General features: G+C 70.1%; 16 protein-coding genes. 10 read left to right on the forward strand and 6 right to left on the reverse strand.

The window, feature by feature from the left end; all coding sequences use genetic code 11:
* Positions 1-265: 265 nt before the first annotated feature.
* Complete coding sequence (locus tag ACFSVL_RS42660; RefSeq protein ID WP_378313231.1) at positions 266-1,060, reverse strand: hypothetical protein; 795 nt, start codon at positions 1,058-1,060, stop codon at positions 266-268.
* Positions 1,061-1,216: 156 nt separating this feature from the next.
* Between ACFSVL_RS42660 and ACFSVL_RS42665 the strand changes: the two genes are divergently transcribed.
* On the forward strand, positions 1,217-2,161 hold the full coding sequence (locus tag ACFSVL_RS42665; protein WP_378313233.1) for a threonine ammonia-lyase: 945 nt from the start codon (positions 1,217-1,219) through the stop codon (positions 2,159-2,161).
* A 7-nt stretch (positions 2,162-2,168) separates the two neighbouring features.
* Here ACFSVL_RS42665 and ACFSVL_RS42670 read toward each other — a convergent pair whose 3' ends face one another.
* Positions 2,169-2,843, reverse strand: a complete 675-nt coding sequence (locus ACFSVL_RS42670; RefSeq protein WP_378313235.1) for an SDR family NAD(P)-dependent oxidoreductase — start codon at positions 2,841-2,843, stop codon at positions 2,169-2,171.
* Between the two features lie 67 nt (positions 2,844-2,910).
* Between ACFSVL_RS42670 and ACFSVL_RS42675 the strand changes: the two genes are divergently transcribed.
* Positions 2,911-3,345, forward strand: a complete 435-nt coding sequence (locus ACFSVL_RS42675; protein WP_378313237.1) for a MarR family winged helix-turn-helix transcriptional regulator — start codon at positions 2,911-2,913, stop codon at positions 3,343-3,345.
* Here the strand turns inward: ACFSVL_RS42675 and ACFSVL_RS42680 are convergent.
* Genes ACFSVL_RS42680 through ACFSVL_RS42690 form a run of 3 tightly spaced genes read right to left on the reverse strand, consistent with a single transcriptional unit; the run spans position 3,316 to position 6,352 of the window.
* Positions 3,316-4,080 carry an NAD(P)-binding domain-containing protein gene (locus ACFSVL_RS42680; RefSeq protein ID WP_378313239.1) on the reverse strand — a complete coding sequence of 255 codons (765 nt, stop codon included), beginning with the start codon at positions 4,078-4,080 and terminating at the stop codon, positions 3,316-3,318. The genes ACFSVL_RS42675 and ACFSVL_RS42680 overlap by 30 nt on opposite strands.
* Positions 4,081-4,098: 18 nt before the next feature.
* Positions 4,099-5,598, reverse strand: coding sequence for an MFS transporter (locus ACFSVL_RS42685; protein WP_378313241.1), 1,500 nt, complete (start codon positions 5,596-5,598; stop codon positions 4,099-4,101).
* A gap of 4 nt (positions 5,599-5,602) precedes the next feature.
* Positions 5,603-6,352: a GntR family transcriptional regulator gene (locus tag ACFSVL_RS42690; protein ID WP_009084055.1), complete on the reverse strand. Its 750-nt coding sequence runs from the start codon at positions 6,350-6,352 to the stop codon at positions 5,603-5,605.
* 154 nt (positions 6,353-6,506) lie between these two features.
* Here ACFSVL_RS42690 and ACFSVL_RS42695 point away from each other — a divergent pair, with 154 nt between their 5' ends.
* Together ACFSVL_RS42695 and ACFSVL_RS42700 are read left to right on the forward strand one after the other, a co-directional pair.
* The gene (locus ACFSVL_RS42695; RefSeq protein ID WP_378313244.1) at positions 6,507-7,550 is read left to right on the forward strand and encodes an SIS domain-containing protein; all 1,044 of its coding nucleotides are present in this window, start codon (positions 6,507-6,509) and stop codon (positions 7,548-7,550) included.
* The gene (locus tag ACFSVL_RS42700; protein WP_378313246.1) at positions 7,547-8,509 is read left to right on the forward strand and encodes an N-acetylglucosamine kinase; all 963 of its coding nucleotides are present in this window, start codon (positions 7,547-7,549) and stop codon (positions 8,507-8,509) included. The genes ACFSVL_RS42695 and ACFSVL_RS42700 overlap by 4 nt, the downstream gene beginning before the upstream one ends.
* An 89-nt stretch (positions 8,510-8,598) precedes the next feature.
* On the opposite strand, the gene ACFSVL_RS42705 is transcribed toward ACFSVL_RS42700, so the two are convergent.
* Positions 8,599-9,282 (reverse strand): DUF3159 domain-containing protein, encoded by a 684-nt coding sequence (locus ACFSVL_RS42705; RefSeq protein WP_378313247.1) that lies wholly within the window; start codon positions 9,280-9,282, stop codon positions 8,599-8,601.
* Between the two features lie 276 nt (positions 9,283-9,558).
* On the opposite strand from ACFSVL_RS42705, the gene ACFSVL_RS42710 reads away from it, so the two are divergent.
* The 6 genes from ACFSVL_RS42710 to ACFSVL_RS42735 all read left to right on the forward strand — a co-directional run bounded on the left by ACFSVL_RS42710 (position 9,559) and on the right by ACFSVL_RS42735 (position 14,053).
* Positions 9,559-10,380 (forward strand): SGNH/GDSL hydrolase family protein, encoded by an 822-nt coding sequence (locus tag ACFSVL_RS42710; protein ID WP_378313249.1) that lies wholly within the window; start codon positions 9,559-9,561, stop codon positions 10,378-10,380.
* Positions 10,381-10,521: 141 nt separating this feature from the next.
* Positions 10,522-11,235: an OmpA family protein gene (locus ACFSVL_RS42715; protein ID WP_378313251.1), complete on the forward strand. Its 714-nt coding sequence runs from the start codon at positions 10,522-10,524 to the stop codon at positions 11,233-11,235.
* Between the two features lie 6 nt (positions 11,236-11,241).
* Positions 11,242-11,715 carry a LapA family protein gene (locus ACFSVL_RS42720; protein ID WP_378313253.1) on the forward strand — a complete coding sequence of 158 codons (474 nt, stop codon included), beginning with the start codon at positions 11,242-11,244 and terminating at the stop codon, positions 11,713-11,715.
* Positions 11,716-11,786: 71 nt separating this feature from the next.
* Positions 11,787-12,263 (forward strand): DUF6932 family protein, encoded by a 477-nt coding sequence (locus tag ACFSVL_RS42725; protein ID WP_378313254.1) that lies wholly within the window; start codon positions 11,787-11,789, stop codon positions 12,261-12,263.
* Positions 12,260-13,144 carry a hypothetical protein gene (locus ACFSVL_RS42730; protein ID WP_067580198.1) on the forward strand — a complete coding sequence of 295 codons (885 nt, stop codon included), beginning with the start codon at positions 12,260-12,262 and terminating at the stop codon, positions 13,142-13,144. The genes ACFSVL_RS42725 and ACFSVL_RS42730 overlap by 4 nt, the downstream gene beginning before the upstream one ends.
* 237 nt (positions 13,145-13,381) lie before the next feature.
* Positions 13,382-14,053 carry a hypothetical protein gene (locus ACFSVL_RS42735; RefSeq protein ID WP_378313256.1) on the forward strand — a complete coding sequence of 224 codons (672 nt, stop codon included), beginning with the start codon at positions 13,382-13,384 and terminating at the stop codon, positions 14,051-14,053.
* Positions 14,054-14,477 lie beyond the last annotated feature (424 nt).

Genomic DNA, 14,477 nt, shown 5'->3' on the forward strand with positions numbered 1-14,477 from the left:
CACAGCAGACCTCGCCGCAATCCACCACCTCACCCCTTGACACACCATAGGAGCATCATTGGGTGCGTGGCATGCACCCAACGCCACATTGGGGCGCAACAGTGGCGGCGGGCGGTCAAGGTCCGTGAAGGACTCCTTGAGGGAATCTAAGTCCGTGAGGGGGCCCCTCACGGACTCCGGCGGCGGCAGCGGGCCGTGAGGGGAACCCTGACGGAATCAGAGTCCGTGAAGGTGGCCCTCACGGACCTCGGCACCGGGGAGGGGGCTACTCGCCGCCGTTTGACGGGACGGCGGGGGCGGTCGGAGTCTGACTGGTGCTGGGCGCTTGCGACGACGTGGTCGGGTTCGTCGTCGACGTCGGGGGGCGCGTCGGCTGCTGTGTTTGCTGCGAGGGCGGCGGGGCGCTCGGCGTCGTGGTCGGGGTGGACGTGGGGTTGTTCTGGCGCGACTCGCCGGTCGGCGGGGCTTGTGGGGCGGTGCTCGGTGTGTCGTCGCGGTGGTCGTCCTGGTGCTGGCTGGTGTCCGGCTGGCGAGGGATCAGGCCGGTGGACACGCTGCCCTTGGTGGTCCAGTCGATGGTGAGCAGGACGATCAGCGCGACGATGAAGGCCACCGCGCTTGAGGCGATGATGAGCGGCCACCGCATTTTGCGCAGTTTTTCGCCGAGAGTGTCGGCCTTTTCCGGCTCGGTGGGCTGCAGTTCGGACAGCCGGACCGTGGGCATGTTCGCCAGGTCGGCGGGGAGGTATGCCGTGGGGGCCTCGCCGGGGCCGGGTTGGCCTGAGGCGGGCGCGCGCACGGGGGTGAGGCCGCTGCGGCTGCGGCGGCCTGCTGTTTCCATCGCCTTCCTCGCGGCGTCGCGCGTGCGTTGCAGGGAGCGCAGGTACAACTCACCGCCGACGGTGCTGACCACGCTGGCCACTCCGGCGCCGATTACTGTTCCCGCGACCCCCAGCGTCGAACCCAGCAACGCGGCGGTGACTGCCGCCAGCGCCGCGGCCAGCACCGAGGTCATCCGGAGGTTTTTCTTCTCCTCCGGGGTTTTCTGCTCCTCGCTCATGATCCCGATCTGATCGTCTTTCCCACCATTGGCTCCTGTTTCTTCAACGGTTAAGTCGTCCCAGACGCTCCCTTCGTTGCCCAGGCGTGAGGGACGCCACGTTGACTGTCCAAAATGGATAGACTAAAGCTCACACTTTCCTGACATACTCGCCTCATGCACTTCGTGACGATCTCCGACATCGAAACCGCGGCCGGGCGGGTGAAGGGCACCGCGGTGCGCACCCCGTTGCTGCGCCAGCTCTGGGTTCCCGGCGAGTTCTGGGTGAAACCCGAGAGCCTGCAACCGATCGGCGCGTTCAAGATCCGTGGCGCGTACAACGCGATCGCCGCGCTCAGCGACGCCGAACGGGAACGCGGCGTGGTCGCGTATTCGAGCGGTAACCACGCGCAAGCGGTCGCGTACGCCGCTCGTGAATTCGGGATTCCCGCGGTGATCGTCGTGCCGGACGTCACGCCGCGGCTGAAAGTCGAAGCCACTCTGCGCTGGGGTGCGGAGGTTCGCGAAGTGCCGATCGCGGAACGGGAATCGGCCGCGTTGGAACTCGCCGCCGAGCGCGGCCTCACGTTGATCCCGCCGTTCGATCACCCGGACGTCATCGCCGGGCAGGGCACCGTCGGCCTGGAAATCGCTCAGGACCTGCCGGATGTCGAGACCGTGCTGGTCCCGGTCAGCGGCGGCGGCTTCGCCTCCGGTGTCGGCACCGCGATCAAGGCGAAGTGCCCGAACGCGAAGGTTTTCGGTGTCGAACCCGAGTTGGCCGCCGACACCGCGGCCAGCCTCGCCGCGGGTGAACGCGTGGACTGGCCCATCACCGACCGCGCCCGCACGATCGCGGACGGCCTGCGTGCGCAGCCGTCCGAGCTGACGTTCGCGCACCTGCAGCGCGTCCTGGACGGCGTGATCACCGTGACCGAGGACGAAATCCGCGACACGGTCCGCGCGCTGGCCCGGCAAGGTCGCCTAGTCACGGAGCCGAGCGGTGCCACCGCCCCGGCCGCCTACCTGCACCACGCCGACGAACTCCCCGGCGGCCGCACGGTAGCGGTCGTTTCCGGCGGGAACATCGATCCGGGGATGCTGGCCGAACTGCTCGCCTGAAAGCCAGTCACCAGTTGACGGTCTGGCCCTGGCGGTCCAGGTAGTGCAGCCCGCCCTTGCCTGACCAAGCTTCGATCGTGTCGGCGACGCCCGGGACGCTCTCGTCGATGGTCAGCCGCGCATGCGGCCCGCCCAGGTCCGTTTTGACCCAGCCCGGGGCCATGAGCAGCAGCGTGCGCGGGTCGTCCGCGTGCCGTGCGGCATAGCTGCGCATGAGCTGGTTCAGCGCGGACTTGCTCGCCCGGTAGACCTCGAAGCCGCCGTTCGTGTTGTCGGCGACGCTGCCCTGGCCCGACGACATCACGCCGATGGTGCCCGTCGCCGGGACCAGGTCCCCCAGCGTCTCGACGACGCGCATCGGGCTGAGCGCGTTGGTCACCATGACCTGGGCGAAGTCCTCGGTGGACACGTCGGCGAAGGTCGCCGAGGGATCGGTCGTGTAGTTGGTTCCGGCGTTGACGAACAGCAGGTCGAACGCCGCCCCGGTCAGTCGTTCACGCAGGGCGGCGACCTGGTCGGGCACCGCGATGTCGACGGTCTCCACCGTCAGCCCGGCCAGCTCGTGCAGCGCGGAGAGCGTGCGCTCGGTCGCGGTGACCTGCCAGCCGCGGCCGAGGAACTCGGCAGCCAGCGCGTAGCCCAGCCCCCGCGACGCCCCGATGATCAGTGCACTCTTGGTCATGACTGCTCCTTAGCTATCAACTGATAGCTAAGTATATCTGTCAAACGATAGGTACTACGCTGACCAGGTGAAAGACGAACAGCTTTTCGAGGTGGCCGACCTGATCCTCGCGGTGGCCCGGCACATCAACGCCGCCAAGGAGGCCGATGCCGAGTCGGGGACGCCGCTGGAAGGCGCGGTGATGCGGTTCGTCGACCGCCATCCGGGGGCCACGGTCAACGCCGCGGCCGAGGCCACCCAGATGATCTCCAGCAACGTCAGCCGAGCCGTCCGGGGCCTGGAGAACAAGGGACTGCTGCGCCGGGAAGCCGACCCCGACGACGCCCGGCGCGTCCGCCTCTACCCCACCCCGAAGGCGGCGGAGAACCTGCGGCGGCTGCGCGACACCTGGTCCCGCCTGCTCGACGGGACCTTCACCGACGCCCAAGAAGTCGACACCTTGATCACGGCCCTGCAGCGCGTCGAGACCCGGCTAGTCGCCCGATCCCGCGGCACCGCGTAGGCGGGCCAGCACCGAGTCCAGCCCCTGCCGCACCAGGTCCGGCATCCCGTCGCGGCGCAGCTCGGTCAGCAACTGCTCATTGATCCCGCCCGGGGTCATGTGCCGGGTCGTCAGCTCCTCCAGCGACCCGCCCCCGGCCAGCGACTTGCCGACCTGCGCGAACACATGCGTCACGTACGCCGAAGCCGCCTCGGCCTCGACCCCCTGCGCGGTCATCCATCCGGCGATGGTCGCCAGGTAGTCCAGGTGCGTGGCGAAGGTAGAAGTAGCCGCGCTGAACGCTTCCAAGCTCGGCTCATCGCGAGGCACCACCACTCCGCCAACGCGCTCGAACAGCTCCCGCGCGACGCTGTCCTCCGGGTACATCGCGGTGAGGCTCTGCCGCTGCGCCGCCTGTGGCAACGGAATCGACCGCACCACCCGCGCGGCCGGCGCGACCCAGTCCCGCAGCTGCGCCACCCGCACCCCGGCCACCGCACTGATCACCACGTGCTCCGGCCGGAACGTCAGCTCGTCCACCACTTCACGCAGCACCGGCGGCCGCACCGCCAGCACCACCGTGTCCGCGGCATCGAGCACATCCTGGTTACTGCCGGCCACCCGCACCTGCGGATACCGCGCGGCCAGCTCCGCGCTGATCTCCTTCGACCGCGGCGACACCACCACCGGCACGCTTCCGTCGAGCCCGGCCACGATGGCGGCCGTCAGTTCACCGGTACCAATAAACCCCAGCACACTTCCCCCAGAGAGATTTCAGTGCGGTCCACCCGGGTGGACATGCGTAGGCGGTCCTTCCACCCCGCAGTGCAAACAGTCCCCGGGGTGCGGCGAGTCGTCCGGCTCCGCGGCCCCGAGCACCCCGTTGTGAATTCCTAACGCGATCAGCCCGCCGGCGATCGCCAGCACCGCGCAGATCACCAGCGCGGTCTGCCAGCCAGCGGTCAGCGCGACCGGATCCCGGTAGGCAGAACCAGTCAAACCAGCCGCGGCGGGCAAAACCGCCACCGCCAGAAGTCCACCCGATCGGGCGATCGCGTTGTTGACCCCGGACGCGACCCCGGCGTACCGATCCGGCGCGGCGGCCAGCACCGTCGCGGTCACCGGGGCGACCACAGTGGCCAGTCCCAGCCCGAACACCACCACCGCGGGCAGCACCGCGCCGAGATACGACGACCCCGGCCCCACTCGCGTCAGCAGCAGCATCCCGACGCCGACCACGATCGGCCCGGCCACGAGCTGCGCCCGCGGCCCGATCCGCTGCGCGAGCGCGCCCGACCGGCCGGAAAGCAGCAGCATGATCACCGTGATCGGCAATCCGGCCAGCCCGGCCAGCGTCGGCGAATAACCCAGCGACACCTGAAGCTGCAGAACCAGCAGCATCATCACGCCGCCCAGCGCCGCGTAGACCACGAACGTCAACGCGTTCGACAGCGTGAACGTCCGGTCGCGGAACAGGGCGGGCGGCACCAGCGGTTCGGCGGCGCGATGCTGGAGCCAGAGAAACAGCCCCAGCCCAGCGACGCCGACCACCAAGGCGATCAGCACCACCGGATCGCTGATCCCGCGCACCGGAGCCTCGACCAGCGCACCGGTGACCCCGGCGAGCCCCAGCGCCCCGACCGCCGCGGCGACGTAGTCCGGATGGCCGGTGGCCGCGGTATCCCGCGACTCCGGCACGAACCGCCGCGCCATCAGCACCACGATGACCGCCAGCGGCAGGTTGATCAAGAACGCCAGCCGCCACGACCACGCCTGCACCAGCAGCCCGCCGAGCAGCGGCCCGACCGCGGCGGCGATCCCGCCGAGGCCGGACCACGAGCCGATCGCGCGTGCCCGGTCCTCGTGCGAGAACGACGACTGCAGGATCGCCAGCGACCCAGGTGTCAGCAACGCCCCGCCGACGCCCTGCAGCACGCGGAACAGCACGAGCAACTCGGTCGACGTCGCCGCCGCGCACAGCCCGGACGCGAGGCCGAACCACACCACTCCGACCAGGTACACCCGCCGCCTGCCGTAGCGGTCGCCGAGCGACCCGGCGACCAGGATCAGCGCGGCCAGCGCGAGCAGGTAGCCGTCGAGAATCCACTGCAGACCGGCGACCGACGCGCCAAGCTCCTCGCCGATCCTCGGCAGCGCGACGTTCACGATCGTGCCGTCGAGCATCGCCATCCCCGAACCGAGGATGGTCGTCCAGAGCACGCCGCGAGCCGCGGGCGTGCCCCAGCGGATGCCGGTGTCCCCCGCAGCCGTCACGCGATCAGGGCAGCAGCGTGGTGACGAACTTGTACCGGTCGCCGCGATACACCGCGCGGGCGAACTCGACCGGCTTGCCGTCGGTGGCGAACGAATGCCGGGTCAGCATCATCACCGGCATGCCGACGTCCGCGCCGAGGATCTCCGCTTCCTGCGGCCCGGCCAGCGACGTCTCGATGGTCTCCTCCGCGCGCTCCAGCTCGACGCCGTAGTGCTCGCGCAGCACCGCGTACAGCGAACCGCCCGCGGTGATGTGCTTGCGCAGTCCTCGGAACCGGCCGAGCGGCAGGTGCGTGGTTTCGAGCGCCATCGGCTGGCCGTCGGCGAGCCGGAGCCGGCGCAGCCGCAGGATCTTCGCGCCGTTGCGCAGCTGCAGCAGCTTCGTCATCTCGCCCTCGACCGGAAGCTCTTCGAGTTCCAGTAACTGGGACGACGGCTTCAGGCCCTGCTTGCGCATGTCCTCGGTATAGGAGGACAGCTGCAGCCGCTGCGCGAGCTTCGGCTCGGCGGCGAAGGTGCCCTTGCCCTGGACGCGGTGCAGTCTGCCCTCGGCGGTGAGATCCGCCAGCGCCTGGCGCACCGTGGTGCGCGAAACGGTGAATTCTCCCGCCAGCGCCCGCTCGGTCGGGATCGGCGATCCCGGCGGCAGTGCGTCGAGCAGGTCCAGCAGATGCTGCTTCAGCGCCCAGTATTTGGGTTCGCGCTGCCCTCGCGCAGCAGTCCCCGCCTCGCTCGCGGGGGGTGTCTCCAGCATGCCCGGCTCCCTCAGTCTTCCCACATTAAACGCGCCACTGCCCCGTGAGGAAACGTACCCTTCTCCCGACCCGCTCCGCCCGGCTAGCATTGGTCTAGACCTGACCGGACGCCGCTCAGCACACCGGGACCCCGTCCCGGCGGAGAGGAAAGTGATGACCCAACTACGTCCCGGCGAGCACATGGCCGCGGAAATCTCGGAGCAGCCCAGCGTTCTCGCCGGGCTGGTCGAGCGGCGGTCCGGCATCGCAGCAGTCGCGGAAAAGATTTCACAGAACCCGCCGCGGTTCGCCCTGCTCGCCGCTCGCGGTTCGAGCGACCACGGCGCGCTCTACGCGAAATACCTGATCGAGGTACTCCTCGGCCTGCCGGCGGGCCTCGTGTCGCCGTCCACCGCGACGCTCTACGGCGCCCGTCCGGACCTGCGCGACGTGCTCTTCATCACCGTCAGCCAGAGCGGCGGTTCGCCGGACCTGATCGAGGTCACCGAGGCCGCCCGTCGCCAGGGCGCACTGACCGTGTCGGTCACGAACACCCCGGACTCGCCGCTGCGCGCGGCTTCGGAGCTGGGCGTCGACATCGGCGCCGGGGTCGAAAAGGCAGTCGCGGCGACCAAGACGTACTCCGCGACGCTGATGGCGCTGTACCTCTTCATCGACGCGATCCGCGGCGGCAAGGGCGAAGACGCCGAGAAGATCGGCGAACTGGCCCAGCAGACGCTCGACGGCGCGGCCGAAGGCGTGCAGCGCGCGGTGGATCGGTATCGCTTTGTCGACCGCGTGCTCACCACCGGCCGCGGCTACTCCTACGCCAGCGCGCTCGAAGCGTCGCTGAAGCTGGCCGAGACGAGCTACCTCGCGGCCCGCGCGTACAGCGGCGCGGACCTGCTGCACGGCCCGGTCGCGGCGGTCGACGGCGAGACCGCCGTGCTCGCCGCTACCAGCCTCGGCCGCGGCGGCGAGGCCATGCGCGAGGTCCTCGAAGCGGTCGGCGAACGCGGCGCGGACGTGCTCGCGGTCGGCTCGGCGGCGCAGGACGTGCCTGCCGCGCTGCGCATCCCGGTCGCCCCGACGGTCGAGGAATTGGCTCCAGTACTGGAAATCCTGCCGATCCAGCGCATCGCGCTCGGACTGTCGCTCGCTCGCGGCGGCAACCCGGACAACCCGCGCGGTCTGCTGAAGGTGACCAAAACCCGGTGAGCCTCGTAGTAGGCGTGGACGCCGGCGGCACCTCGACCCGAGCGATCGCGGTCGACGCCGCCGGCGTCGTGCATGGCACTGGTGCCGCGGCGGGCTCGAACCCCAACTCGCATCCGCCCGCGGAGGCCGCGGCGCGGATCGCTGGCGCCATCGAATCCGCACTGGGCGGGCGAACCGACGTGCTCGGCGTCGTGGTCGGCATGGCTGGCGAGAGCAAGCTGTCCGACCCGGCGGTCGCCGCGGAATTCACCGCGGCCTGGGAACGGATCGGCCTCGGCGGGCTGGTCCGCGTCACCGGCGACGCGGAAGTGGCTTACGCGTCCGCGACCTCCGAACCGGACGGCACAGTGCTCGTGGCCGGCACCGGCTCGATCGCCGGGCGCATCCGCGGCCGCCGGATGGTCCGCACCGCGGGCGGCCACGGCTGGCTGCTCGGCGACGAAGGCTCCGGCTTCTGGCTCGGCCGCGAAGCCGTGCGGGCCACGCTCGCCGCGCTCGAAGGCGACGCTCCGCTCGGCGGTCTGGCGGAAGCGGTTCTCGCCGAAGCGTTCGGACCGTCCGCAGTGGACTTGTCCGACCGCTTCAAAGTCATGTGGGAACTCGTGACCCATTCCAATGCGGAAGCGCCGATCCGGCTCGCCCGGTACGCGCCGTTGGTGAGCGCCGCGGCCGCCGCGGGCGAACCCGTCGCGGAGGAAATCGTCACGCGGGGCGCCCGGCATCTCGTGGGCATCGCCCGCGCCACGCGCGAGCAAGGAGAAAAAACTCCGATCGTGCTCGTGGGCAGCGTGCTGGCGCAGGACAGCCCGGCCGGCGCTCGCGTGCGGGCCGAATTCGCCGGGCTCACCGTTCTGACCAGCTCCGATGGAGTGCTCGGCGCGGCGTGGCTCGCGGCCGTGGCGGCGTGGGGCGAGGACACCCCGCGACCATCCCGACGGGTGAATGCCACCAAAACTTGAGCGGAAGAGTCGAAACCGTCGACTCAACCCCTCCGGTCCGGGTACCGTAGGAACCGGCCCCCGGACCCTCCCCCCTCGCCGGGGGCCGCCTAACTTCCGGGTCCGTCGTCGGACCCGCCCGCACCCGGGTCTTTCGCCAAGCGAAGGCCCGGGTGTTCTGCGGGAAGGCTCCGGTACAGCACCCAGCCGCTCACCGCGACGGTCGCCGCCACCAGCGGCCAGGAGAGCACCGTGCGCGCCACGCCGAGGGCCACCACCTGCCCGGTCCACCACAGCAGGCCGTAAACGACCACGCGCAGCAAGTACTGCAGCACCCACACCCCGCTCGCCCACGAGTACGCGCGCAGCAGGGCCGGGTCGCGCCGCCAGCGAGTCTTCTGGCCGAGCAGCAGCCCCACGATCACGCCGAGCAGCGGCCAGCGCACCGCGATGCTCGCCGCGAACAGCAGCGCGCTCGCCGCGTTCGAGAACAGCTGCAGCAGGAAGAAGTCCTCGGCCCGGCCGGTGTGCATCGCGATCAGCGCGGCGATCACCACCGCGGCGAGGCTCACCACCACCGCGCGCGCCTTGTCCCCCCGGATCAGCCGGTACGCGCCAAGCAGCACGGCGACGCCGATCGCGACGCCGGCTCCCCAGGCGATCGACTGGCCGGAGGCGAGCCAGCCGACGACGAACGCGGCGGGCGGGATGCTGGCGTCGATCGCGCCTCGCCGCCCGCCGAGGATCTGCGTGAGCGACTCCCGGGCCGGCCCTTTCGCAGTCTCGTCTGTCACACCTTCCAGACTGCCGCAACTCGCGGCGGACCCCCACGTCGGGAGACCTACCCCACACGGCGCCCGGTAAGCCCCCAATAGTGAGGTTCGTCCCGGTGAAATTGCCGTAATAGGGAGGCGGCAACCCCCGACAAGGTAAGAGACTGTGACATCGGTGAGAACCGGGCGTGTCCGGCGGGAAGGATATGGGGATATCCGACTGTTAGTTGGGGTGTACAACTACATCCGGGACTTCACGGGGAACAGGCGCGCACCAGCGGGAAAGGGGAACCCAGCGTGTACGGGATCAACAGCTACGTAGCCATCGGGGACAGCTTCACCGAGGGCCTCAACGACCATCGGGGCGACGGGACGTTCCGCGGCTGGGCCGACCGGCTCGCGGAGATGCTGGCGGGCGGGGAGCCCGGCTTCCAGTACGCGAACCTGTCGCTGCGCGGCAAGATGCTCGACGAGATCATGGACGAGCAGGTCCCGATCGCCCTCGAACTGAAACCCGACCTGGTCACGCTGTGCGCCGGCGGCAACGATGTCATCGTGCCGGGCGCGGACGTCGACGCCATCGCGGCGCGCTTCGAGGCGGGGGTGGCGAAGCTGCGCGCGGCCGGGATCCCGGTGGTGATCTTCAACGGCCCGGACACCAAGACGCTGTCGGTGATGAGCGTGCTGCGCGGCAAGGTCGCGATCTACAACACGCATCTGTGGGCGATCGCCGCCCGGCACGGCGCGAAGATGGTCGACCTGTGGACGATGGAGCCGCTGCACGACCGGCGCGCCTGGAGCGACGACCGGCTGCACTTCACGCCGGACGCGCACCGCCGGATCGCGCTGCTCACCGCCGAGGTGCTCGGCGTACCGGTCGACGAGGACTGGCGGGAGCCGTACCCGGCGAGCACCGAGCCGGCCACCTGGATCACGTCGCGGCGGTCCGACCTCGCGTGGACCAAGGTGCACCTGCTGCCGTGGATCCGCCGTCAGCTGCGTGGCGAGTCCATGGGCGACGGGCTGTCGCCGAAGCGGCCGCAGCTGGCTCCCCTGGTGCCGAACGACCCGGCAGGGCTCGACCTCGACCTCGACGTGCGAGGCAACGCCACCGCTTGAGTACTCGTGAGTGGCGTTGCCGGTCAGAACCGGCAACGCCACTCACGAGGGTCCACCCGAACGGCGGCCTTTACCAGGTCGCCAACCGGACCAGCCCGGCATAGGGTCCCCTTTATGTCCGGTGCACGAGGGTGGCTTCGTTTGATCCCCGTCGCAGTGGTGGTCACAGCGCTGCTCGCGGGCATTGTCACTTGGCTGCAAGGCAGCGGAATCCAGGACGATCTCGCCGCGCGATCACGCTCCGCGCTCGACACGGCCGGTGTCCGCGGCGGCCAGGTCAAGTTCTCCGGACGGCAGGCGACTCTCGAAGGGTTCCCGGCCGAGGAAGCCGGCCGCGCGCTGGGCATCGTGCAAGGAGTCGACGGGGTCGAGTCGGCGCAGGCGTCCGGAGGCACCGGGCCCGTGCAGTCCGTTCCCTCGCCGGAACCGACCGCCACCGCGCCGCCGTCCAGCCCGCCGCCGAGCCTGTCGTCCACCGCGCCCTCCGCGCCGCCGACCGACCGCGCCGGAATCCAGGCCGAACTGGACCGTCGCCTCGCGACCGCGCCGATCACCTTCGAACCGGACACCGCGCGGCTCACTGACGAAGGCGAGCAGGCCGCGCGCGACCTCGCGCCGCTGCTGCGCGACGCCCCGGACAACCTGCGCTACCGCGTCGTCGGCCGGGTCGCCGACGGTCCGGGCGGGCGCAGCGCGGCACTGAAGCTTTCCCGCAACCGGGCGCTGACCGTGATCCGGCTGCTGATCCGCGAGGACGTGCCGTCCGACCGGTTGCTCGCGGTCGGCAGCAGGAGCGGTTCGGGCGAAGGGGACGACGGCGACCGGCGGGTCGAGATCACAGCGGAACAGAGGTGATGGCGGATGCTCTGGCTCTTCGGGCAGATCTGGTTGTGGCTGCTCGTCTCGTTCTTGCTCGGGGCGGCGGTCATGTGGCTGTTCACGCGCGCGTCCCGGCCGAAGGCCGAGGCTGATCCCTACCGGCCCGCGGCCGCGCCGGTCGAGGCCCCGGCCGAGGAGACCCGGCACATCCCGCCGGCGAACCCGTACGAGGACCACGGGGATTACCGGGACCGCGAAGACCACTCGGGCTATGCCGAACCGGCGTACCCGCATTACGACGACCAGCCCGAGCGCGTCTACAACGACTATCCGGACGTCGACCCGGACGAGCCGTACCACGCCCAGCAGCCCGCCCAGGACCCGGCGGGGCATCCGCTGCCCGATCCCGAGCCGCGGCTGTCCGGCGAACTGAGCTGGCCCGAGGACGACCAGCGGAGTCCGCACTGGCCGCACGACGACGAACCCGCGCCCCGGCGACCTGGACGCAGTGGCTGACACCCACCTGGTAGATTCGGCTACGCACGGTAAGCGGGCGCCGAGGGCCCCGGACGACGTCAGGAGGTCCGATGGCGCTTCCGCACTGGACGCCACAGCACCTGCTGCCGCCCGGCCGCCACCACGCCGACCTCGCCGACGTCTACGAGCGGCTGGTCTACGACGCGCCGCACCAGAACGAGCGCGAGATCCTCTTCAGCGCGCTCAACAGCTACCTCGGGGTCGCCCAGCGGGTGATCACGTCCGGGCGGGCCTGGCTCGGCGGCGCGTTCGTCACCCGCACCGCGCATCCGCCGCGCGGGCTCGACGTGGTGCTGCTGCCCGACGAATGGGGCGCGCTGAAGCGGCTTGACGACAGCGGCCGCACCGCCTTGTACGGCCTGCTGACGCTGCGCGGCATCATCGTCGGCCAGCCCGCGATGTACCTCGACCAGATCCAGCCGGTCGGCGGCATGCTCGACGGCTTCCTGTGCCGTCCCGGCGACGAGGACGTGTGGGAATCGGTGTGGGCCGAGGGCGGCAGAGGAATCCCGGAGATGGTGTGGTGAGGAACGAGTTCCGGCGGATCGCGGACGAGATCCCCGGCGGCACGTGGCTGGACGACCTCGCCCGCGCCTCGGCGATGGCGGCGAACGCGAAGTTCGAGCGCACCTGCCGCGCGCCCCTGCTGCACGTGTCGGTGATCGGCGAAACGCACATCGACGCGTACACCTTTTCCGATATCAGCCGCGCGCTGCAGGACGCGACGGCGAAGATCGGCCACATCATCCGCAATCCGTCGAATGAGGTCACCTTCGTCCAGCAGGCGGACCGCGACAAGGCCCCGTTGATCCAAAAAGGACAGGCGGGCAACGCGATCTTCTTCGGCTTCCCGGAACCGGCGGTCGACGACGCGCTGATCCACGACGGCATCGAAACGCTGTCCGAGCGCGCGGTGAAGGAACTCTGCGATTTCCTGCCCGCCAACGGTTCCGACGACGGCGCGCTCGACGCGGTGCTGCTGCAGCGCGACACGGTGCGCAACGCGGTCAGCGATGTCGTCAACGCGGTGAGCAAGCACGCCGGCATCGGAATGGCGCTCACGCCCACCGCGGGCGAGCAGGTGACCCGCAGCATGACCACCGAACAGGCCAGGGTGCTGCAGGGCAGCCTCCGCGAGTCCCGCGAGGCGGTCGGCTACGAGACGGTGACCGGACGCCTCGACGGCGTGCGCACCCGGCGACGGATTTTCTACTTGGAGCGGGAATCCGGCGGTACCATTCAGGGCGCGGTCGCCCCGGATCTGCTCGACCAGATCAAAGAAAATCTCGATCGGCCGGTAACCGCGCGGTTGCGCGTAGTGCGCACGACGACCATCGACGGCCGCCGCGGCAGGCCGGTGCACGAACTGCTCGAGATCACTCCCGAAGTCAGCCTTTTCGATCAGTGAATGGCGGCGGGGGTGCCCGCGGCCAGGGCAAGCTCACGGGGTAAGCACGCGGTCGCTCTTCGAAAGCACCGTTAGTCTTTTCGGGCAATAAATGGCACCACTCCGCGCAATCCGGCGGGAAATGACCCCGCTGCCGCACACGCGGTAAATGGATGACATTGTCACTCGATAACGATTATTCCAACTACGCGGGCATCTGCGTTAGCGTCTTCGCCAACACAGGCGGAAGAGGCACGCATGACGACCGAGCAGCCGTATCCGGCCGCACCCGCACGACACAGCCGGACCACCACTCGCCCTGGTCCGCACCGAACACCCCAGCAGGCCCCGTCCCGGCGGAAGGCGAACTGGCCCGGCGGCCTCGCGGTCGTGCTGGGGCTGGCCGCCGCCGGTGTCGCCTTCCTCCCGGATTGGGGTTTCCTCGCCTGGCCGCTGGCCGGCATCGGCCTCGCCGCCGGAATTGCGGGAATCGTACTTTCATCCCAGGGAACAATGCGCGGATTGGGCGTCGCGCTGACCGGAACGACGCTTTCCGTACTATCGGCCCTGTTGTGCGGCGCGATGTTGCTGTATCCGGCGATGTTCGGCACCGCGCGCGCGGGCGAGCTGCACATCCCGCCGCAGCCGGGCGAGAAGCATTCGGTCGACTTCGTGGTGACCTCGGCGGGCGGCGCGACCGTCCGCTACGGCACGCTGAACGACCAGCGCACCGCGGCCACCCCGCCGAGCACGGACGACTGGCACGGCCACGCCTCCTACGACGGCGGCACGCCGATCCTCTCGCTCACCGCGGACACCGCCAACGCGAGCGTGACCAACCAGATCAGCTGCCAGATCCTCGTCGACGGCAAGAAGGTGGCCGAGAACAGCGGCAGCTCGATCGCACTCTGCACGGCGAACGTCGAATAGCCTGGCGGCCGGCCGGCCTACCCCCATCTCGGCCGGCCAACCGCCACCGAACCGCTCCTGGCGGCTCTTCCAGGTCCGCACGGCACGGCCGCCGCGGTCCCGTCGCCGGCTTCACAACCTGCCCCTCCCCTAGGGCTCCGCCAGCGTCGCGGCCGACCCTACGCGCGCTGACCGCCCGATGGCTAAGAATCCGCTAAGCGAGCGCGATTATTACCACGTCGACCTGCGTAAACACAGCTGAACGTTGTACAAGAGCCGGGCCTGGCGACTGCCCGCTCACTGCCTCCCGCCGGGGACGGCGTTGCCCGTGAGGGGAACCCTGATTCCCCAGGCCAGGGACTCAAGGCGGCTTTGGGGGTGCGGCTGAGGCGGATCCGCCCAGGACGAAGCGGCTGGCGGACCAGGCTGGCTCGCTTCGGGGCCA

The organism is Amycolatopsis silviterrae (assembly GCF_042684085.1).
In the GTDB taxonomy this organism is placed as follows: domain Bacteria; phylum Actinomycetota; class Actinomycetes; order Mycobacteriales; family Pseudonocardiaceae; genus Amycolatopsis; species Amycolatopsis silviterrae.